The 19,873-nt window shown below is 73.8% G+C and carries 18 protein-coding genes; 7 read left to right on the top strand and 11 right to left on the bottom strand.

All coding sequences use genetic code 11. The annotated features are described in order from the left end of the window. Positions 1-25: 25 nt before the first annotated feature. Complete coding sequence (locus ACJTNH_RS11640) at positions 26-1,234, top strand: cytochrome P450 (RefSeq protein WP_458175771.1); 1,209 nt, start codon at positions 26-28, stop codon at positions 1,232-1,234. Positions 1,235-1,368: 134 nt separating this feature from the next. Here ACJTNH_RS11640 and araA read toward each other — a convergent pair whose 3' ends face one another. The 8 genes from araA to chvE form a co-directional block, all read right to left on the bottom strand. Continuing rightward, positions 1,369-2,871, bottom strand: a complete 1,503-nt coding sequence (gene araA / locus ACJTNH_RS11635; protein ID WP_458175769.1) for an L-arabinose isomerase — start codon at positions 2,869-2,871, stop codon at positions 1,369-1,371. An 11-nt stretch (positions 2,872-2,882) separates the two neighbouring features. Beyond that, complete coding sequence (locus tag ACJTNH_RS11630; protein ID WP_458175767.1) at positions 2,883-3,566, bottom strand: L-ribulose-5-phosphate 4-epimerase; 684 nt, start codon at positions 3,564-3,566, stop codon at positions 2,883-2,885. Further along, positions 3,563-5,221, bottom strand: coding sequence for a xylulokinase (locus tag ACJTNH_RS11625; RefSeq protein ID WP_458175765.1), 1,659 nt, complete (start codon positions 5,219-5,221; stop codon positions 3,563-3,565). Before ACJTNH_RS11625 ends, ACJTNH_RS11630 begins: the two co-directional genes overlap by 4 nt. A 104-nt stretch (positions 5,222-5,325) precedes the next feature. Beyond that, positions 5,326-5,640 (bottom strand): substrate-binding domain-containing protein, encoded by a 315-nt coding sequence (locus ACJTNH_RS11620; RefSeq protein ID WP_458175763.1) that lies wholly within the window; start codon positions 5,638-5,640, stop codon positions 5,326-5,328. Then, positions 5,601-6,425: a LacI family DNA-binding transcriptional regulator gene (locus ACJTNH_RS11615; RefSeq protein ID WP_458175761.1), complete on the bottom strand. Its 825-nt coding sequence runs from the start codon at positions 6,423-6,425 to the stop codon at positions 5,601-5,603. Before ACJTNH_RS11615 ends, ACJTNH_RS11620 begins: the two co-directional genes overlap by 40 nt. 65 nt (positions 6,426-6,490) lie before the next feature. Continuing rightward, positions 6,491-7,750 carry a multiple monosaccharide ABC transporter permease gene (mmsB, locus tag ACJTNH_RS11610; protein ID WP_458175759.1) on the bottom strand — a complete coding sequence of 420 codons (1,260 nt, stop codon included), beginning with the start codon at positions 7,748-7,750 and terminating at the stop codon, positions 6,491-6,493. Continuing rightward, positions 7,747-9,282, bottom strand: coding sequence for a multiple monosaccharide ABC transporter ATP-binding protein (gene mmsA, locus ACJTNH_RS11605; RefSeq protein ID WP_458175757.1), 1,536 nt, complete (start codon positions 9,280-9,282; stop codon positions 7,747-7,749). Before mmsA ends, mmsB begins: the two co-directional genes overlap by 4 nt. Positions 9,283-9,468: 186 nt before the next feature. After that, positions 9,469-10,608 carry a multiple monosaccharide ABC transporter substrate-binding protein gene (gene chvE / locus ACJTNH_RS11600; protein WP_458175755.1) on the bottom strand — a complete coding sequence of 380 codons (1,140 nt, stop codon included), beginning with the start codon at positions 10,606-10,608 and terminating at the stop codon, positions 9,469-9,471. Positions 10,609-10,958: 350 nt separating this feature from the next. Here chvE and ACJTNH_RS11595 point away from each other — a divergent pair, with 350 nt between their 5' ends. Beyond that, positions 10,959-12,575 carry a long-chain fatty acid--CoA ligase gene (locus ACJTNH_RS11595; protein WP_458175753.1) on the top strand — a complete coding sequence of 539 codons (1,617 nt, stop codon included), beginning with the start codon at positions 10,959-10,961 and terminating at the stop codon, positions 12,573-12,575. 84 nt (positions 12,576-12,659) lie between these two features. On the opposite strand, the gene ACJTNH_RS11590 is transcribed toward ACJTNH_RS11595, so the two are convergent. Beyond that, positions 12,660-13,004, bottom strand: a complete 345-nt coding sequence (locus ACJTNH_RS11590) for a rhodanese-like domain-containing protein (protein ID WP_458175751.1) — start codon at positions 13,002-13,004, stop codon at positions 12,660-12,662. 71 nt (positions 13,005-13,075) lie between these two features. Between ACJTNH_RS11590 and ACJTNH_RS11585 the strand changes: the two genes are divergently transcribed. The 5 genes from ACJTNH_RS11585 (at position 13,076) to ACJTNH_RS11565 (ending at position 17,165) form a co-directional block, all read left to right on the top strand. Beyond that, positions 13,076-13,591 carry a PH domain-containing protein gene (locus tag ACJTNH_RS11585; protein ID WP_458175749.1) on the top strand — a complete coding sequence of 172 codons (516 nt, stop codon included), beginning with the start codon at positions 13,076-13,078 and terminating at the stop codon, positions 13,589-13,591. Then, a complete protein-coding gene (locus tag ACJTNH_RS11580) occupies positions 13,588-15,087 on the top strand; it encodes a PH domain-containing protein (RefSeq protein ID WP_458175747.1) in 1,500 nt (499 codons plus the stop codon). The genes ACJTNH_RS11585 and ACJTNH_RS11580 overlap by 4 nt, the downstream gene beginning before the upstream one ends. 56 nt (positions 15,088-15,143) lie before the next feature. Continuing rightward, positions 15,144-15,449, top strand: a complete 306-nt coding sequence (locus ACJTNH_RS11575; RefSeq protein ID WP_458175745.1) for a hypothetical protein — start codon at positions 15,144-15,146, stop codon at positions 15,447-15,449. A gap of 182 nt (positions 15,450-15,631) precedes the next feature. Beyond that, a complete protein-coding gene (yidC, locus tag ACJTNH_RS11570; RefSeq protein WP_458175743.1) occupies positions 15,632-16,495 on the top strand; it encodes a membrane protein insertase YidC in 864 nt (287 codons plus the stop codon). A gap of 28 nt (positions 16,496-16,523) precedes the next feature. Beyond that, positions 16,524-17,165 carry a pentapeptide repeat-containing protein gene (locus ACJTNH_RS11565; RefSeq protein ID WP_458175741.1) on the top strand — a complete coding sequence of 214 codons (642 nt, stop codon included), beginning with the start codon at positions 16,524-16,526 and terminating at the stop codon, positions 17,163-17,165. A gap of 219 nt (positions 17,166-17,384) precedes the next feature. Here ACJTNH_RS11565 and ACJTNH_RS11560 read toward each other — a convergent pair whose 3' ends face one another. Further along, on the bottom strand, positions 17,385-18,686 hold the full coding sequence (locus tag ACJTNH_RS11560; protein WP_458175739.1) for a glutamate mutase L: 1,302 nt from the start codon (positions 18,684-18,686) through the stop codon (positions 17,385-17,387). Then, positions 18,683-19,789, bottom strand: a complete 1,107-nt coding sequence (locus ACJTNH_RS11555; RefSeq protein ID WP_458175737.1) for a saccharopine dehydrogenase family protein — start codon at positions 19,787-19,789, stop codon at positions 18,683-18,685. The genes ACJTNH_RS11560 and ACJTNH_RS11555 overlap by 4 nt, the downstream gene beginning before the upstream one ends. Positions 19,790-19,873: the final 84 nt, after the last annotated feature.

The raw sequence follows: 19,873 nt of genomic DNA, 5'->3' as shown, positions 1-19,873 counted from the left end.
GTCGCCGTTCACTAGACTCACTCCAGTGACCCTGGCCGCTGCCCCGCTGGACCTCACCGACCCCGCGGTCGTCGCCGACCCCTACCCGGCCTTCGCCGCGGCCCGGGCGGTGGCGCCGGTGCAGTGGCACGAGGGCCTCGGGCTCTGGCTGGCGTTCACCCACGCCGAGTCCAACGCGGTGCTGCGCGACCGCCGGCTGGGGCGGCTCTGGTCGGACAAGGCGCCAACCGAGCGGTTCGAGAGCTTCAACCTGATCCACCGCAACGCCATCCTGGAGATGGAGCCGCCGGTGCACACCCGGCTGCGCCGCCTGATCAGCGCCGCGTTCGCCCGCGGGCACGTGGAACGGCTGCGCCCCTGGGTGCAGGAACTGGCCGACTCCCTCGTCGACGGGCTGGTGGAGCGCTCCGCGGGCCGGACGCCGGTGGACGTGCTGTCCGGCATGGCCGAGGAGCTGCCGGTCGCGGTCATCGCCGAGCTGCTCGGGGTGCCCGGGTCCGACCGGCCGCTGCTACGGCCGTGGTCCAACGCGATCGTGAAGATGTACGAGTACGGCCGGACGACGGCCGTCGAGGACGACGCCGAGCGGGCCGCCGCCGAGTTCGTCGCCTACCTGCGCGAGCTGGCCGCCGAACGTCGTCGCGCCCCGGGCGAGGACCTGCTGACCCACCTGGTCACCGTGCGCGACTCCGAGGGCGACCGGCTGACCGAGGACGAGCTGGTCACCACCTGCATCCTGCTGCTCAACGCCGGCCACGAGGCGACGGTGAACGTGTCGGGCAACGGCCTGCTCGCACTGCTGGAGCACCCCGCGCAGCTGCAGCGGCTGCGGGAGGACCCGGCGCTGCTGCCCACCGCGATCGAGGAGCTGATGCGCTTCGACTCGCCGCTGCAGCTGTTCGAGCGCACCGCGACCGAGGACGTCGAGATCGGCGGGGTCACCGTGGAGCGGGGGCAGAAGATCGCCGCCCTGCTGGGCGCGGCCAACCGCGACCCGGCGGTGTTCACCGACCCCGACGTCCTGGACGTCGGCCGCACCGACAACCCGCACATCTCCTTCGGCGCCGGTGTGCACTTCTGCATCGGCGCCCCGCTGGCCCGGGTCGAGCTGCAGGCCTCGTTCGGCGCCCTGCTCAGCCGCACGACGTCCCTCGAGCTGGGCGCACCCGCCGTGCGCCGTCCCGAGTTCGTCATCCGCGGCCTGGCCGACCTGCCGGTGGTCCTCACCCCCTGACGGCCGTGTCGGCCACCATGGCCGCGCGGGGAGACGACGACGCCCCGGCCAGGAGTTCCTGGCCGGGGCGTCGTCCGCCCCCTCGCAGGGCCCCGCCACGAGCTTGCGAGTGGTGGGGGCGAGGGGGCCCTTCGTCAGAGGCGCTGGTTGAGGCGGTGGTAGGCGGCGCTCCAGCGCAGCTCCTTGGCGAGGCTGCGGCGGGTGGTGTCGGCGTCGATGAGCATCAGCTCGGTCTGGAAGACCTCGGCCAGGTCGGTCAGCTCGTCGGCACCCAGCTGGGTCGACAGCACCGTGTGGTGCGGCCCGCCGGCGGTGAGCCAGCCCTCGGTCGCCGTCTCGAAGTCCGGCCGGGGCTCCCAGACCGCCCGGGCGACCGGGAGGTTCGGCAGCGGCTCGGAGGGCTCGACGACGTCGATCTCGTTGGCCACCCAGCGGAACCGGTCGCCCAGGTCCGACCAGCCGATCGTGATGCCGGCGGCCGGGGCGGCGGAGAACACCAGCCGGGCCGGGTCCTCGCGGCCGCCGATGCCCAGGGGGTGGACCTCCAGGCGCGGGCGCTCCCCGGCGATCGTCGGGCACACCTCGAGCATGTGCGCGCCGAGGATCTTCGGGGTCTCCGAGGCCAGGTCGTAGGTGTAGTCCTCCATGAAGGAGGTGCCACCGGGCAGGCCCTGGGCGGCGACCTTGAGCACCCGCAGCAGCGCGGAGGTCTTCCAGTCGCCCTCACCGCCGAAGCCGTACCCGTCGGCCATCAGCCGCTGGACGGCGAGGCCCGGCAGCTGGCGCAGCCCGCCGAGGTCCTCGAAGTTCGTGGTGAAGGCGCCGAAGCCGCCGTCGGTCAGGAACGACCGCAGGGCGACCTCGACCCGGGCCTGGTAGCGGACGCTGTGGTGCCGGTCGCCGCCGGGGCGCAGGTCGGCGTCCATGTCGTAGAGGTCGCCGTACTCGGCGACCACCGCGTCGACGGCGGACTCGGACACCCGCTCGACCACCGCGACCAGGTCGTTGACGCCCCAGGTGTTCACCGACATGCCGAAGCGGATCTCCGCCTCGACCTTGTCGCCCTCGGTCACGGCGACGTTGCGCATGTTGTCGCCGAACCGGGCCAGCTTGAGGCCGCGGGCGGCCGCGGCACCGGCGGCGGCGCGGGCCCAGGAGCCGACCCGGGCCTGCACCCGCGGGCTGCCCGCGTGGCCGGAGACCGTGGTGCGCGGGGTGCGCAGCCGGGTGAGCATGAACCCGTACTCCCGGTCGCCGTGGGCGGCCTGGTTGAGGTTCATGAAGTCCATGTCGATCGTCGCCCACGGCAGGGCGGCGTCGGCCTGGGTGTGCAGGTGCAGCAGCGGCTTGCGCAGCGCGTCCAGCCCGCTGATCCACATCTTCGCCGGGGAGAAGGTGTGCATCCAGGTGATGACGCCGAGGCAGTTCGGGCTCTCGTTCGCCTCGCCCATCATCGTCCGGATCGCCCCGGCGTCGGTGAGCACCGGCTTCCAGACCACCCGCACCGGGACGGCGTCCGCGCCGTCCAGGGTCTCGGCGACCCGCTGCGACTGCTCCGCCACCTGCTGGAGGGTCTCCTCGCCGTACAGCCCCTGGCTGCCGGTGAGGAACCAGATCTCCTGGCCTTCGAATGCCACGTGGTGCTCCTTCATCGCTGTCCGTAGACGTTCTGGTAGCGCGCGTACAGCGAGTCGATGTCCGCCTGCGCGATCGGCTTGGGCTCTCCCAGCTGGCGGGAGAGGTGGACGGTGCGGGCGACGTCCTCGGTCATGACGGCGGCCTTGACCGCTGCCTTGGCCGAGGGCCCGATGGTGAAGACGCCGTGGTTCTTCATCAGCACGGCCGGCGAGCGGTGGCCCTGCAGGGTCTCGACGATGCCCTGGCCGATGGAGTCGTCACCGATCAGCGCGAACGGCCCGACCGGGATCGGGCCGCCGAACTCGTCGGCCATCGCGGTGAGCACGCAGGGGATCTCCTCGTGCCGGGCCGCCCAGGCCGCGGCGTAGGTGCTGTGCGTGTGCACCTGGCCGTTGACCTCGGGCATGTTCCGGTAGACGTAGGCGTGCGCCGCGGTGTCGCTGGAGGGGGCCCGCACACCGTCGACGGCGTTGCCGTCCAGGTCGCAGACGGTGATGCCCTCCCAGGTCAGCTGGTCGTACTCGACGCCGCTGCCCTTGATCACGAACAGGTCCTCGCCGGGCACCCGCTCGGACACGTTGCCCGAGGTCCAGGTGACCAGCTCGTACCGGGTCAGGTAGGAGTGCAGGTGGGCGACGTGCTCGCGCTGCTCGCGGTACGTGCCCTGCTCGGTGCGGGTGGGGGTGGCGGTCATGCCGGCTGCTCCTCGGTGGTGACGGCGGACGGGGTCGGATCGGTCGGCCGGTCGCCGACGGCCACGTGCGCCACGGCGGCCCGCTCGACCGGCAGTGCGGCGACGTACCGGCGCATGAAGGCGTCGAAGCCCGCGACGTCGTCCGGGTCGGGCTCGGCGGTCTGCAGGCTCGTGCCGGCGAAGACGGCGGTGTCCAGGTAGTCGGCGAGGTCCTGCCCCGGCGCGCGGCGGGTGGCGAAGGCGGCCAGGACGGCGATGCCCCAGGCGCCGCCCTCCGCGGCCACGTCGCCGACCGAGACCGGGGTGTCGATCGCGGCGGCCAGGAACCGCTGCGCCACGCCCTCGGTCTTGAACAGGCCACCGTGGGCGAACATCCGGTCCAGCCGCACGCCCTCGGCCTGCAGCAGCACGTCCATGCCGATCCGCAGCGTGGCCAGCGAGGAGAACAGCTGCGTCCGCATGAAGCTGCCCAGGTCCAGCGGGCTGTCCGGGGAGCGCAGGAAGAGCGGGCGGCCCTCCTCGAAGTCGGTGATCGGCTCACCGGAGAGGTAGTTGTAGGCGAGCATCCCGCCCCCGTCGCCGGCGCCGTCCAGCGCAGCGGTGAACAGGGTGCGGAACACCTGCGCGGAGTCGACCTCGACCCCCAGCGCCCGGGCGAACTGGCCGAACAGCCCGGCCCAGGCGTCCAGCTCGCTGGCCCCGTTGTTGCAGTGCACCATCGCCACCGGGTCACCGGCCGGCGTGGTGACCAGGTCGAGCTCGCGGTGCACACCGGCGAGGTCGCCCTCGAGCACGACCATGGCGAAGATGCTGGTGCCGGCGGAGACGTTGCCGGTGCGCGGCGCCACCGAGTTGGTGGCGACCATCCCGGTGCCCGCGTCGCCCTCGGGCGGGCAGAGCGGGGTGCCCGCACCCAGCCGCCCGGCCGGGTCCAGCAGCCGCGCGCCGGCCTCGGTGAGCGCGCCGGCGGGCTGGCCGGCGACGGCGACGGCGGGCAGCAGCCCGGCCAGGCCGAGCTCGGCCCCGGCCTCGGCGGCGAGCTGGTCGAAGCGGGCCAGCATGGTGGCGTCGTAGCCGCCGGTGGCGGCGTCGATCGGGAACATGCCGCTGGCGTCACCGACGCCGAGGACCTTCTCGCCGGTGAGCTGCCAGTGCACGTAGCCGGCCAGGGTGGTCAGGTGGTCGATCCGGCCGACGTGCTCCTCGCCGTCCAGGACGGCCTGGTACAGGTGCGCCACGCTCCACCGGTGCGGGATGTTCACCCCGAACTCGGCGGACAGCCGCTCGGTCGCCCGGCCGGTGTTGGTGTTCCGCCAGGTCCGGAACGGCGCGAGCAGCGCGCCCTCGGCGTCGAAGGCGAGGTAGCCGTGCATCATCGCCGACACCCCGAGCGCGCCGACCCCGGACAGCTCGACCCCGTGCCGCCGCCGCACGTCCTCGGCCAGGGCGGCCACGCTCTGCTGCACACCGGCCCAGACCTCGTCCAGCGAGTAGGTCCAGAGCCCGTCGACCAGCTGGTTCTCCCAGTCGTGGCTGCCGACGGCCAGCGGCTCGTGGTCCGGCCCGATCAGCACCGCCTTGATCCGGGTCGACCCGAGCTCGATGCCCAGGGCGGTGAGCCGTGAGGTGATCGCTCCGGCGACGTCCGTCGTCATGTCAGGGGTTCCTTCCCACCCATCCACGATGGGCGCGTCTCAGCGGTCCGGTCGACCGCGAGACGCGGCACGAGTCGTGATTGTTAGCGTTAACAACTGGTCCGTCAAACCGCCGGGTGCGCGATCCTGACCGGCCTCCTGGTCGCCCGGACCGGCCCGCTGGACGCTCGGACCACCAGCTCGGGCAGCACGGGATCGGCCTCCAGCTCCTCCCCGCGCAGCCGGGCGAGCACCAGCTGGACGCCACGGCGCCCCAGCTCGGCGAAGTCCTGGCGCACCGTGGTGAGCGGGGGCACGTAGTAGGCGCACTCGGGGACGTCGTCGAAGCCGACGACGCTGATGTCACCGGGCACCGACAGCCCCTCCGCGCGCAGTGCGTTCAGCACTCCCAGCGCCATCTGGTCGTTGGCCACGAACACGGCGGTGACCTCGTCGGCCGTGCCGCGTGCCGCACGCGCCCGGGCGGCGAGCTCCCGTCCGGCCTCGTGGCCCGACGAGGGCCACCAGTCACCGCACAGCACCTCGGCACCGGTGCCCCGGCAGCCTCCAGCTCGCGGCGCCAGCCGACCCGCCGGCCCCGGGCCTCCAGGGAGTCCCCCGGCCCGGTCACGTGGTGCACCGTCCGGTGCCCCAGGTCGAGCAGGTGCCGCGTGGCCAGGGCCGCGCCGACCTCCTGGTCCACCCAGACGGTGGGCCGGGCGTCGTCCCGGCCGACCTGGACGGCGATCAGCGGCACCGGCGCGTCGAACCGGCGCAGCGCATCGACGGCCTGACCGTAGGTGGACAGCGCCACCACCGCGTCGACCGACTGGCCGACGAACCGGTCGACGGCCTCGCGCATCGCGATCTCGCTGTCGTCGTCCAGGATGGCGACGCTGAGCGAGTAGCCCGCGGCACGGGCGGCCTTCTCCAGCCCGAGCAGCGTCTGCGCCGGGCCGTACTGGTTGATGTGCGAGGTGACCAGGCCGAACGTCCGGGTCGAGCCGGTGACCAGTGCACGGGCGGCCGTGTTGGGCCGGTAGCCGAGCTCGGCGATGGCCCGCTGCACGCGCTCGCGGGTGCTCGGCGCCACGTTCGGGTGACCGTTGACCACCCGGGACACCGTCTGGTGCGAGACCCCGGCGCGGGCAGCCACGTCGGACAGGCCGAGGGGACGCGTCGATCCGTCCGGCAGCACCGTTCCCCCCTTCGGGAGGACGGCCACGATGCCGTCCTCGACTGGGGGGCGGCCCCGATGCCGCCCCCCGACCGGTGGACCTGCGGACTACGTCAGCGGGAGGAGCCGGCGCGCCGCTTGTTGTAGACGTCGAAGGCGACGGCGAGCAGGAGCACCAGGCCCTTGACCACCGACTGGATCGACTGGTCGACGCCCATGAGCTGCATGCCGTTGCTCATGACGGCCATGATCAGACCACCGACCATGGCGCCGACGACGGTGCCGACACCACCGGTGACGGCAGCGCCACCGATGAACGCGGCGGCGATCGCGTCCAGCTCGAACATGTTGCCCGCGGCCGGCTGCGCACCGTTGGACCGGGAGGAGTAGATGATCCCGGCGACGGCGGACAGGAAGCCCATGTTGACGAAGATCCAGAAGTTGACGGCCTTGACCTTGACGCCGGAGAGCGTCGCGGCCGACAGGTTGCCGCCGATCGCGTAGACCTGGCGACCGAAGACCGACCGCTTGGTGACGACGCCGTAGATCAGGATGAGCGCGGCCAGGATGACCAGCACGTAGGGCAGGCCGCGGGCGTTGGCCAGCTGCCAGGCGAAGGCCATCACCACGGCGCCGACGGCGACGATCTTGAGCACGAACAGCGGGAACGACTCGACCGGCTGCTTGTAGGCGGTGCGGGCCTGGCGGGTGCGGAACTGGCTGTAGGCGTACCCGGCGACGGCGATGCCGCCGATGAGCAGCGTGAAGGCGTCGTAGCCGTTGCCGCCGATCAGGCCGTTGGAGAAGCCGCTGGCGATCTTCTGGTACTCGCTGGGGAACGGCGAGAGCGAGATGTTGTCGAGCACCTGCAGGGTCAGGCCGCGGAACAGCAGCATGCCCGCGAGCGTCACGATGAACGCGGGGATGCCGACGTAGGCGACCCAGAACCCGTGCCAGGCTCCGACCACGAGGCCGACGGCGATCGCCGCGAGCGCGCCGACCCACCAGGGCACGCCCTGCCGGATGACCAGCACCGCGGAGACGGCGCCGGTCAGCGCCACCACCGAGCCGACCGACAGGTCGATGTGGCCGGCGATGATCACGATGACCATGCCGATGGCCAGCACCAGGATGTAGGAGTACTGCAGGACGATGTTCGTGATGTTGCCGGGGCTCAGCGAGGTGCCCTCGGTGAGGATCGCGAACAGGGCGACGATCGCGACGAAGGCGATGTAGATGCCACTGGTCCGCAGGTTGCGGGAGAACAACGCGCGGATGTCGCTGCTCCCGGCCGCGATGGCGGGGGCCACGTCCTTCTGGGCGGTGGCCGACTGCGCTTCCGGCTCCGACGACGGAGGCACGGTCCTGGTCATGCTGCGAGCTCCTTGTCCTTGGTCATGAGCACCATCAGGTTCTCCTGCGTGGCCTCGCGCACCGGCAGCTCGCCGGTGATCCGGCCGGCCGACAGCGTGTAGATGCGGTCACAGATGCCGAGCAGCTCGGGCAGCTCGGAGGAGATCACCACGACGGCCTTACCGGCAGCGACGAGCCGGTTGATGATGGTGTAGATCTCGTACTTGGCGCCCACGTCGATGCCCCGGGTCGGCTCGTCGAGGATGAGCACGTCGGGGTCGGTGAACAGCCACTTGGACAGCACGACCTTCTGCTGGTTGCCGCCGGAGAGCTTGCCGACGATCGAGGAGACGCTGGGCGCCTTGATGTTCATGCTGCGCCGGCTGTCCTCGGCGACCTTGGTCTCCTCGTTGCCGTCCACCCAGCCGCGGCGGGCCAGCTTGGTCAGGCCCGCGGCGGAGACGTTGCGGCGGATGTCCTCGATGAGGTTCAGGCCGTACTTCTTGCGGTCCTCGGTCGCGTAGGCGATGCCGTTGTCGATCGCCTCGGTGACGCTGCGGGCCTTGACCTCGCGGCCGTGCATGTAGATGCGGCCGGTGACGTCCCGGCCGTAGGACCGGCCGAAGATGCTCATGGCCAGCTCGGTGCGCCCGGCGCCCATGAGGCCGGCGATGCCGATGACCTCACCGGCGCGGACGGAGAAGGAGGCCCCGTCGACCACCAGCCGGTCCTGGGTGGGGTGCTTGACCGACCAGTCCTCGACGCGGAGCACCTCCGCACCGGGGTGCGACTCGCGCTCGGGGTAGTAGGAGTCGAGGTCACGGCCGACCATCCCGCGGACGATCCGGTCCTGGGTGACCTCGCCGGCGTGCAGGCTCAGCGTCTCGACGGTCTTCCCGTCCCGGATGATCGTGACGTTGTCGGCGATCGCGGTGATCTCGTTGAGCTTGTGCGAGATCATGATCGAGGTGATGCCGCGCTCCTTGAGGCGGCGCAGCAGGCCCAGCAGGTGCTCGGAGTCGGTGTCGTTCAGCGCTGCGGTCGGCTCGTCCAGGATGAGCAGCTTGACGTCCTTGGACAGCGCCTTGGCGATCTCCACCAGCTGCTGCTTGCCGACGCCGAGCTGGCCCACCGGGGTGACCGGGTTCTCCCGGAGGCCGACCGAGTCGAGCAGGGCCGCGGCCTCGGCGTTGGCCTTGTTCCAGTCGATGAGGCCGTTGCGGCCGCGCCGCTCGTTGCCCAGGAAGATGTTCTCGGCGATCGAGAGGTAGGGCACCAGGGCGAGCTCCTGGTGGATGATCACGATGCCGGCGTGCTCGCTGTCCCGGATCCCGGAGAAGCGGCTGACCTCGCCGTCGAAGACGATCTCGCCGTCGTAGGTGCCCGCGGGGTACACCCCGGACAGCACCTTCATCAGCGTCGACTTGCCGGCGCCGTTCTCACCGCAGATCGCGTGGACCTCGCCGCGCGCCACGGCGAGGGAGACCTCCGAGAGCGCCTTGACGCCGGGGAAGGTCTTGGTGATGGAGCGCATCTCCAGGATGTTGTCCATGGGACTACGTCGTCCTCGCCCTCTCAGCGGGATGGGTGGGGGCCGGCGTGCGACACGCGGCCCCGCGTTTCCGGTTGCCCGGCTCCCCGGGCTGTCCCGGCCCTGTCCAGTGGCAGGTCCAGGAGGTGGTACCGGCCGGGCTCGGCAGCGTTGCGCCGAGCCCGGCCGGGTCTGTGGTGACGGAGGTCAGTCCGCCTGGCCAGCGGCGACCTCTTCGGCCGTCCAGTAGCCCGAGTCGATCAGCTTGGACTGGATGTCCGCGGCGTAGACCGTCTCGATCGGCAGCAGGTAGGACGGGACGACCTTGACACCGTTGTCGTACGTCTCGGTGTCGTTGGCCTCCGGCTCCTCGCCCTCGAGGAAGGCCTGAGCCGCCTCGACGGCCTGCGTCGCCAGGGTGCGGGTGTCCTTGAAGATCGTGGAGTTCTGGACACCGTCGGCGATCAGCTTGACCGAGGCGATCTCGGCGTCCTGACCGGTGATGACCGGCATGGGCCGGGCGTCGGTGCCGTAGCCGGCGTTCTGCAGGGCGGTGATGATGCCGCGCGAGATGCCGTCGTAGGGCGAGAGGACGCCGTTGACGACCGAGCCGTCGCTGTAGCTGGAGGTGAGCAGGTCCTCCATGCGGCGCTGCGCGGTCTCCTGCGACCAGCGGAGCGTGGCGGCCTGCTCGATGCTCGTCTGGCCCGACTTGACGACCAGCGTGCCGTCCTCGATGTAGGGCTCGAGGGTGTCGTAGGCGCCGTCGAAGAAGAACCCGGCGTTGTTGTCGTCCAGCGAGCCGGCGAACAGCTCGATGTTGAACGGCCCGGCGGTGCCGGTCGCGTTGCCCTCGGCGTCGGTGACACCCAGGCCGGTCAGCAGGGCGGTGCCCTGCGCGACGCCGACCTCGTAGTTGTCGAAGCTGACGTAGAAGTCGACGTTCTCGGTGTCGCGGATCAGCCGGTCGTAGCTGATGACCGGGATGCCGGCGTCGGCCGCGGCCTGCAGCTGGCTGCTCAGGGCGGTGCCGTCGATCGCGGCGATGATCAGGGCGTCGGCACCCTGGGTGATCATCTGGTCGACCTGCTGGCCCTGGGTCGGGATGTCGTCGCCCGCGAACTGCAGGTCGACCTCGTAGCCGGCCTCCTCGAGCTGCGACTGGACGGCGTCGCCGTCGGCGATCCAGCGCTCGGAGGTCTCGGTGGGCATCGAGACACCGATGGTGAGGTCGCCCGGGTCGGCGTCCGCGGTGTCGTTGTTGCTGCCGGCGCCGCCGCCACCACAGGCCGTGAGGCCGAGGGCCAGTGCGGCACCGAGGGCGGTCAGCCCGAGCTTCTTGTTCACTGCCACATCTCTCCTTCGAGACATCTGCCGCCCGTTGGCGCAGGCCCGCCTCTGTGCGGGCCGAGACAGTGTGAGCGCTAACAACGGGGGTGCGTCAACCCCTGGGGGCCAAGTCGACCGTCACGGTCGCGTAACGACGCGTTCACGTGGCCTCTGCCAGGGCACACGGCTTCCCCGACCCCCCTCGATGGGGGTGGCGCGGGCGCGCACCGCCTCCCTGTCGTCACGCTGAGTCATCGACGACGGAGCGCGCCGGGCGGCCCGCTCGGGGCAGCGGGTCCGCACACCCCACCCGCGGTGCGACGACCGATCCGGTGGAACGTGAGGCGGGTCACTGGCACCATGCGGCCATGCGCGGGCTGATGCAGGACGTCCCCCTGACCGTCGACTCGATCTTCCGGCACGCCGAGCAGCACCACGGCGACGTCCCGATCGTCACGAACAACCCCGGCGGCAAGGTCCGCACCACCTACGCCGAGTGGGCGATGCGCACCCGGCGGCTGGGTGGGGTGCTGGACACCCTCGGCATCAGCGCCGACGGCCGGGTGGGCACCTTCGCCTGGAACTCCGCCCGCCACCTCGAGCTCTACTTCGCCGCCCCCTGCACCGGCCGGGTGCTGCACACGCTGAACGTGCGCCTGTTCCCCGAGCAGCTGACCTACATCGCCAACCACGCCGAGGACGAGGTCGTCTTCGTCGACCGCACCGTGCTGCCGCTGCTGTGGCCGCTGATCGACACGATGACGACCGTCCGGCACGTGGTGGTGATGGACGACGGCGGCGACGCCGAGGTCCCCGACGACCCGCGGGTGCACGACTACGAGACGCTGCTGGCCGACGCGCAGCCGGTCGACTTCGCCACCACGGACGAGAACGCCGCGGCCTCGATGTGCTACACGAGCGGCACCACGGGCAACCCGAAGGGCGTCGTCTACTCCCACCGCTCGACGGTGCTGCACACCATGGCGGTGGTCTCCCCCAACGGCTTCGGCATCGGCGTCGAGGACGTCGCGATGCCGATCGTGCCGATGTTCCACGCCAACGCCTGGGGCATCGCCCACGCCGCCCCGGCCGCCGGCGCGGCGATGGTCTTCCCCGGCGCGGTGATGCAGCCGCAGGCACTGGCCGACCTGATCGTCGACGAGGGCGTCACCTTCACCGCCGGCGTGCCGACGATCTTCCAGGGGGCGCTGCCGCACCTGGCCGGGCGGCCGCACCGGCTGCGCAAGATCGGCTGCGGCGGGTCGGCGGTGCCCAAGGCGCTGTCGGAGGCCTACCGCGAGCAGGTCGGCCTGCCGCTGTACCAGGCCTGGGGCATGACCGAGACGCACCCGGTGGCCTCCGGCGGCACGCTCGCGGCCCGCTGGGCCGACGCCGACGAGGCCACGAAGGCCGACCGGCGGGCCCGCCAGGGCGTGCCGCTGTTCGGGGTCGAGGCCCGGATCGTCGAGGCCGGCACCACCGAGCGGCTGCCCTGGGACGACACGGCCACCGGCGAGCTGCAGGTGCGCGGGCCCTGGTGCGCGAAGGACTACTACTCCCCCGACGCCGGGGTGGAGCTCTCGACCGAGGACGGCTGGATGCGGACCGGCGACGTCGCCGCGATGGACGAGGCCGGCAACATCCGGATCGCCGACCGCACCAAGGACCTCATCAAGTCCGGTGGTGAGTGGATCTCCTCGGTCGACCTGGAGAACGCGATCATGAGCCACCCGGCGGTCGCCGAGGCCGCGGTCGTGGCGATCCCGCACCCGAAGTGGGACGAGCGGCCGCTGGCCTGCGTCGTCCTGAAGCCCGGCGAGCAGGCGACCGAGCAGGAGATCCTCGACCACATCACGCCACTGGTGGCCAAGTGGTGGCTCCCGGACGCCGTGGAGTTCATCGACGAGGTGCCCAAGACCAGCGTCGGCAAGTTCTCCAAGAAGGACCTGCGCACCCGCTTCGCCGAGTACCCCGTCCGCAGCTGACGGCCCTGCCGGAGGCCCCCGCCGCCGGCCCCGTCCAGAGGCTCGTCCCGAGCGTGCGAGGGACGAGGAGGACGGGGTCCTTCCTCAGACGACGTAGGGCGGGCGGCCGGTCTCGCTGACCATGGGCCGGCCGGCCGCGTCCCACTCGCCCATCCCGCCACCGACGTTGACCGCGTCGTAGCCGTTCTGGTTCAGCCAGGCGGTGACCCGCGCCGAGCGGCCGCCGCTGCGGCAGGTGACGTAGAGCGGGTCACCCTCGGGGACGTCGCCGAGCCGGGCCGGGACGTCGCCCATCGCGATGTGGGTGGCGCCGTCGATGTGCCCGGCCGCCCACTCGTCGTCCTCGCGCACGTCGAGCACGACAGCGTCGTCGGGGACCTCGGCAGCGGGGACGGTGGGGACCTGCATCGGCATCATCACGGCACCCATCGTCCCATCCGCATGCCGCTCCCACCGGTGGAGCCGATCGCCAGGGGCCGGGCACTGCCAGGATGGGCCCGATGTCCGCTCCCCCACCGGCGCCCGTCCGGGAACCCGCCTGGTCGCTGTCCCGCTCGGCGATCAGCCTCTGGGTCGCCCAGGGCGTGGTCACCGCGCTGTTCGAGGCGGCCGTCGTCGCCGCGCTCATCGTCTTCGTGCCGGGGGACGCCGGCTGGTGGTCGACCCTGGTGCGCTGGGGCGGGCCGGCGCTCGTGCTGCTCACCGTGGTGCTGGACATCGGCGTGCAGCCGCGGCTGCGGTACCGGGTGCACCGGTGGGAGGTCACCGACGAGGCGGTCTACACCCAGACCGGCTGGCTCACCCGCACCTGGACGCTGGTGCCGATCGCCCGGATCCAGACCGTCGACGTGACCCGCGGAGTGCTCCAGCAGGTGTTCGGCCTGGCCACCGTCGCGGTGCTCACCGCCTCCTCGCAGGGCACCGTCCGGATCCCGCACCTGGGCGCTGACGTCGCCCGGCGGGTCGCCGACGACCTCGCCCGCCGGGCTGAGCTGGTGCGGGACGAGGCGACGTGACCGACCCGGCGGACGTGACCGCCCCCGGACGGCGGACGTCGGCCTGGGTGCTGCTGCTGCACACCGTCACCTTCCGGCAGGCCCGGGCGCTGGTGCCGGCCGCGCTGGCCTTCGGCGCGGCCCGCGGCCTGGACGGCGGGGTGCTGACGGTGGTCGCGCTCGTCGTCGGGGTCACCCTGCTCTCGCTGCTGTGGGCGGCGGTCACCTGGTGGCGGTTCAGCTACGCCGACACCGAGACGGCGATGGTCGTCACCCGGGGCCTGCTGTCCCGGTCGGTGCGCACCGTGCCGCTGGACCGGGTGCGCGGCGTGGAGGTGGAGGCCCCGGCCCTGCACCGGCTGTTCGGCCTGGTCCGGGTGCGGGTCGACGCCGCCGCGGGCTCGACGGGTGGCAAGGAGGAGGAGCTGCTCGTCGACGGCGTGCCCCAGGCGGAGGGCGACCGGCTGCGCGCCCGGCTGCTGGCGCGCCGGGCCCGGGTGCTCGCCGGGGACGCCGCGACGGCCGGGACCGAGGGTGCCGTCGAGCCGGCCCCCGAGGAGCCGGAGGAGGAGATCGCCCGCTTCGACCGGCGCTGGCTGCTCTACGCACCGCTGGTCGGCAGCTACCTCGCGGTCCCGCTGGCCGCGATCGGCGCGCTGTTCCGGCTGCTCGACGAGATCCCCGATCGCTTCGTGCCCGAGCTGGGCCGGCCCGACCTGCCCGACGGAGCAGTGGCCGCCGGCGCCGTGGCCGTCGCCCTCCTGCTGCTGGTCCTCGGGTCGATCATCGGCAGCGCGGTGGTCAACTGGGGGTTCCGGCTCGTCCGCCGCGGCGGCTCGCTGATCGCCGTCCGCGGCCTGGTGACCCGCCGGCACACCGAGCTGGAGATCGACCGGATCCGCGGCTGCACGGTGAGCCAGGGGGTGGGCATGCGGCTGGTCGGGGCGGCCCGGGCGAGCGCGCTGGTCACCGGCCTGGGCGATGCGGCCCGCCGCGGGCAACTGCTCCCCCTGGGGCCGCACGCGGAGGCCTGGTCGCTGACCGGCCGGCTGGTCGACGACCCCGGCCCGCTGGTGGCGCACCCGCCGGCCGCCCGCCGACGCTCCGTGGTCCGGGCCACCGCGCTCGGGCTGCTGGTGCTCGTCGCCGGTGCGGTGCTCACCGTCGTCGCGGGCTGGTGGCCGCTGCTGGTCGCCGGTGTGGTGCTCACGGCGCTCGGCGTCCCGCTCGGGCTGGCCCGCTACGCGGCGCTCGGGCACGCGGCCGGGCCACGCTCGTTCGCCGTGCGCTCCGGGTGGCTGGTGCGGGAGCACACCGTGCTGCAGGGCCGCGCCGTCGTCGGCTGGCAGGTGCGGCAGTCGTTCGTGCAGCGCCGCGCCGGGCTGGTCACCGTGCTGGCCTGCGTCGGTGCCGGCACCGGCGGCTACGCCGCCCGCGACATCGCCGCCGACGAGGCCGCCGGGTTCGCCCGGACGGCGTCCGGCTCCTGGGCCGGCACGCTCACCCCGTACGGCTGAGCTGCCCGCCACGCGCCGTCCTTGCCTCCTGGGTGCCGGAGGCACAGACTCAGCTCGTGCGGGCGGAGGCGGAGTCGGCCAGGTGGAGCCTGCTGCTGGCCCTGCTCGCCAGCACGCTGCTGCTGGTGCTCCCGGTGCACGGGTCGACCGGTTCGGTCACCGCGCTCAGCACCGCCCTGGCCCTCGCGCTCGCCGCGCGTCTGCTGTCCCGCGCGCCGCTGGCCGGCCGGGCGGCCGTGCGGGTCGACGTCTCCCCCGATGCCCCGGCCGCCGACGAGCGGTGCCGCCGCGGGTCCTTCCGCCGGCAGAGCAGCCCCGACGCGCCCGGCCGGGTCCTGCCGCGCGCACCTCAGCCCGCCTGACCCCTCGGTGACCGCGCCCACCCGCTGAGCCGGCGCGCGCAGCGTCGGCCGAGGGGCTGCCGGCTCGACCACCCGCGCTCCGCCCGGAGCCCGGGTGCTCCCCCTCCCCTCGCGTCGCGCCACGCCCCGGTCTCCCGGTGCGGCCGCGCAGCGACGCACCCGAACCGTCTCGAGGTCCCGTCATGCTCGACTGGCTGTACACCGTGATCGCCTGGACGCTGGCGCAGTGGCACGCCCTGCTCGCCACGTTCCTCGACCCGGCCGGCGGCCCCGCCTGGGTGCTGGCCATCGTCCTGCTCGTCATCACCGTCCGACTGCTGCTCGTGCCGCTGTTCACGCGGCAGGTGCGGTCGCAGCGGGCGGTGCAGGAGCTCCAGCCCGAGATCCGGGCGCTGCGGGAGCGGCACGCCGGCGACGCGCAGCGCCTCAGCCGCGAGGTCCTGGCGCTCCAGCAGGAGCGCGGGGTCAACCCGCTGGCCGGCTGCCTGCCGTCGCTGCTGCAGGTCCCGGTCTTCCTCGCGCTGCTGCACGTGCTCCGCCGGCTCGCCCCGGGTGCGGACGGGCTCTACGGCTGGTCCTTCCAGCTCACCCAGCAGGCAGCCGACGCCACGCTCGCCGGGGCACCGATCTCCAGCGCGTTCACGATGCGCGAGCCGCTGCGCTCGGCCGTCCTCGACCAGGCCGGCGCCTCGGAGACCCGGGTCCAGGTGGTCGCCACCGTGCTGATCGTGGCGATGTGCGTGACCTCCTTCCTGACCCAGAAGCTGACCCAGCGGCGCGCCGGACCGGTCGAGGGCCAGGCGGCCACGGTGCAGGAGGTGCTGCTCTACGGCATGCCGGCCGGGCTGCTGGTCACCGGCTTCTTCTTCCCGATCGGGGTGCTCGTCTACTGGACCACGAACAACCTGTGGACCCTGGGTCAGCAGCTGTTCGTGCTCCGGCGGATGCCGCCGGCCACCCCGCCCGTTGCGCCCGAGCACACGCCGGCGCCCGCACCCCGGCCGGGAGCCCGGCCGGCGAACAGGCGCCGGCGGAGATCGCGCTGATCGACCTCGGTGGGGCCAGGATGGCGCCGTGCCCATCGACGCCGCCGACCTCGAGGCGCTGCTCCCCCCACTGGACGACGCCCCCGGCCCGGAGCTGACCGGCGGCGGCACGGCCGACGGGCTGCGCTTCCCCGGGCCCGCGCTGACCGGGGACGCGACCGGCGCCCGGTTCCTGGAGTGCGTGCTCACCGACTGCGACCTGGCCGGCGTGCCGTTCGACCGGGCACGGCTGGCCACCTGCCTGTTCACCGGCCCGCGCTCACCCGCCTGGTCGCTGGTCGACGCCACGCTGCTCGACGTGGTGGTCGACGGCGGCCGGTTCGGGGCGATCACCGCCTCCGGCGCCGGGCTGACGCGGGTGGGCCTGACCGAGGTGAAGGTCGACTTCCTCGACCTGCGCAGGGCCACCCTGGTCGACGTCCAGCTCACCGGCTGCACGATCGGCGAGCTGGACGCCAGCGGCGCCGACCTGCGCGACCTCCGGCTGGTCGACTGCACGGTGGGCTCGCTGGTGCTGCGGCAGGCGCGCAACCGGGACGTCGACCTGCGCGGTGCGGAGGTCGAGCAGCTGGACGGCGTCGCCGACCTGCGCGGCTGCACTATCAGCCCGGGGCAGCTGACCGGCTGGGCCGCCGGACTGGCCGCGGAGCTGGGCATCCGGGTGGGCTGAGCAGAGCACCCGGCCCGCGGACGGTCGCGCCGGTGGTCAGCCTGACGGCGCGGATCGACCGGCGACCGGCGCAGCGGAGCCCGCTGCCCCACCCAGCGTCGAGCAGCTCTGCCCGGTCAACGCCGGGAGTGCCGGCCCAGGGTCGTGATCGGTGGTCGGGACGGCGACCTGGACGACCGCTGCTGACCTGACCTCACCTCCTACCGACGCTCCAACCGCTCAGCCGGAGAGCAGGCCGGCGAGCAGGCCGGCGGTCGCGTCCGGGGCGTCGTCGGCCAGCAGGCCGGCGGCGGCGAGCACGTACCGGGCGTCGACGACGACGCGGGTGCCGGCCAGCACGCCCCCGGCCCCGCCGCGGTCGTCGGCCAGCCGTGCCACGACCGCCTCGACCGCGGCCGGCTCGGCGTGCCGAAAGACACCTCCGGACAGGACGACCAGCCCGACGCCCCGCGCGCTCGCCCCGCCGGGGCCGAACGCAGCCTCGGCCCGCAGGTGGCGACGCAGCGCCACCACCGCGGCCGCCTCGCCGAGCGCCAGCGGGTCGTCCCCCGGCACGCCGAGGCCCTCGGCCCGGGCGGCTCCCCGGAGCGCATCGGCGCTGGACTGCACGCCGAGGTCTCCCTCCACGGTGCGCCGCCGGGCCGGCACCCCGACCGCCGAGCGGTGCAGCGAGGTCTGCTCGGCGTCGACCGCCGGGACGCAGTGCACGTCGGTGGTGGCACCGCCGACGTCGAGCACGAGCACGCCGGGTGCCTCGGTGCCCGCCCGCAGGCCGGCGAGCGCGGCGACCCCGTCGAGGACTGCGTCCGGGGTCACCGCCCGCACCCAGGTGCGCAGCCGCGGGTCGGTGGACAGCCGGTCCCCGCCGATGACGTGGGTGAGGAAGACGTCACGGATGGCCGCGCGGGCGGGCTCCGGCGCCAGCCGGCCGATGTCGGGCAGCACGTTGTCCACCGCGGTGACCGGGACGCCGGCGTCCGCGAGCAGGCCGGCCACCTGCTCCCGGACGTCGGCGTTGCCGGCCAGCACCACCGGGACGGCCGGGAGGGCCCCACTGCCCCCCGGTACTCGCGAGCTCGCACCGGGCCCCTGCAGCAGGGCCGGGCCGGCCAGGGCGGCGGCGTTGTGCCGCAGCACCGTCGCGTCCCCGCCGTCGGTCCCGCCCACCAGCAGGACGACGTCCGGGGCGGCTTCGCCCAGTCGCCGCAGCGCCGCGTCGTCCAGCCGGCCGGCCGCCACGTGCACGACCCGGGCGCCGGCGGACAGCGCGGCCCGGTGGCCGGCCTCGGCGCTGATCAGCTCCTCGTAGCCGACCACCGCGAGCCGCAGCCCGCCGCCCGCGCTGGAGCAGGCCCGCACCGGGGCCTCCCAGCCCGAGGTGGCGGCGAGCACCCCGGCGACGACGTCGTCCGGGGTGGTCGGGGCCTGCCGGGTCTCGACCAGGCGGCCGGTGGACAGCTCGACCAGCGCCGCCTTGGTCCACGTCGAGCCGATGTCGACGCAGGCCACCTGCTCGTTCACGGGCGGACGATGCCGGCGGTGGCCGCACCCGCGGTGAGCTCGGCGAGGCCGAAGGCCTGCACCGGGCCGAGCGCGCCGGTACCGCGCACCCCGCCCTCCGCCGCCCGGACCGCCGCCCAGGCGAGCAGGTCCGCGGTCATCGGGTACGGGTCCGGGCCGAGCAGGCGCACCCGGGACACCCGCTCCCCCGCGGCGTCGCGGACCTCGGCGACGACGTGCGTCCGGCTCGGACCCTGGGTGGTCGGCGCGGTGGCGAACCGGCTGCCGACCAGGTCGGCGACGCGCGTCAGGCCGGCCGGTGCACCGGGGACCCGGCCCAGCAGCGGGCCGAGCGGGGCCAGCCGGTGCGCCACACCGGTCACCGGGCCGAACCAGTCCAGGTACACCCCGACCGTGCGCAGGGACGGCGCCAGGCCGGGCAGGGTGAGGTGCTCCGAGCCGCCGACCGACAGGCCGCGGCGGGTGCGCCCGGCCACGTCGAACCGCCAGTCGTGCGCCCCGGCCGGCTCGGTGACCAGCCGGCCGCCGGACCAGGCGTGCCCGGGTTCGAGCAGCACGCCCAGCAGCGAGACCAGCGTGCCGCGGGAGAAGCCCTTCCCCGGCCCGGCGTCCCGGCTGTACCCGACGTCGACCCGGTGCGCGCGGTCCCCGGCCTCGGCCAGCGCCAGCGCACCGGCCAGCACGCCCGGGGCGTAGTCGTGCCCGAACGCGGTCAGCAGCGCCGCCCCGCTCCGCTCCGCCCGCGGCCCGAACTCCTCGAACACCCGGCGCAGGAACGGCGGCTCACCGGTCGAGTCCAGGTAGACCGCACCGGCGTCCGCCGCGGCGGCGACCGCGGCCTCCCCGTGACGCAGGAACGGGCCGACGGTGGTGACCAGCACGTCACCGCGACCGACCAGGGCCCGCACCGAGCTCTCGTCGGTCACGTCGGCCGTCGCGGTCTCCAGCGGCCCGGCGTCCCCGCCCAGCTGCCGGGCCAGCGGCGCCAGCCGGTCCGGGTCGCGGCCGGCGAGCACCGGCCGGGCGCCGCGCGCGGTGAGCGCGGCCGCCGTCAGGCCGCCGGTGTGGCCGGTGGCCCCGAGCAGGACGATCCGTGCGGACATGAGCGGACAGTAGCGACGAGCCACCGCTGTTCTTCCGGAACCGCCCGGTCCGCGGGTGCGGCGGGGCGCACCGGGTAGCCGGGG

The organism is Modestobacter lacusdianchii (assembly GCF_054177765.1).
The sequence above is the reverse complement of the archived record's forward strand: the minus strand, read 5'-3'. Positions and strand labels throughout refer to the sequence as shown.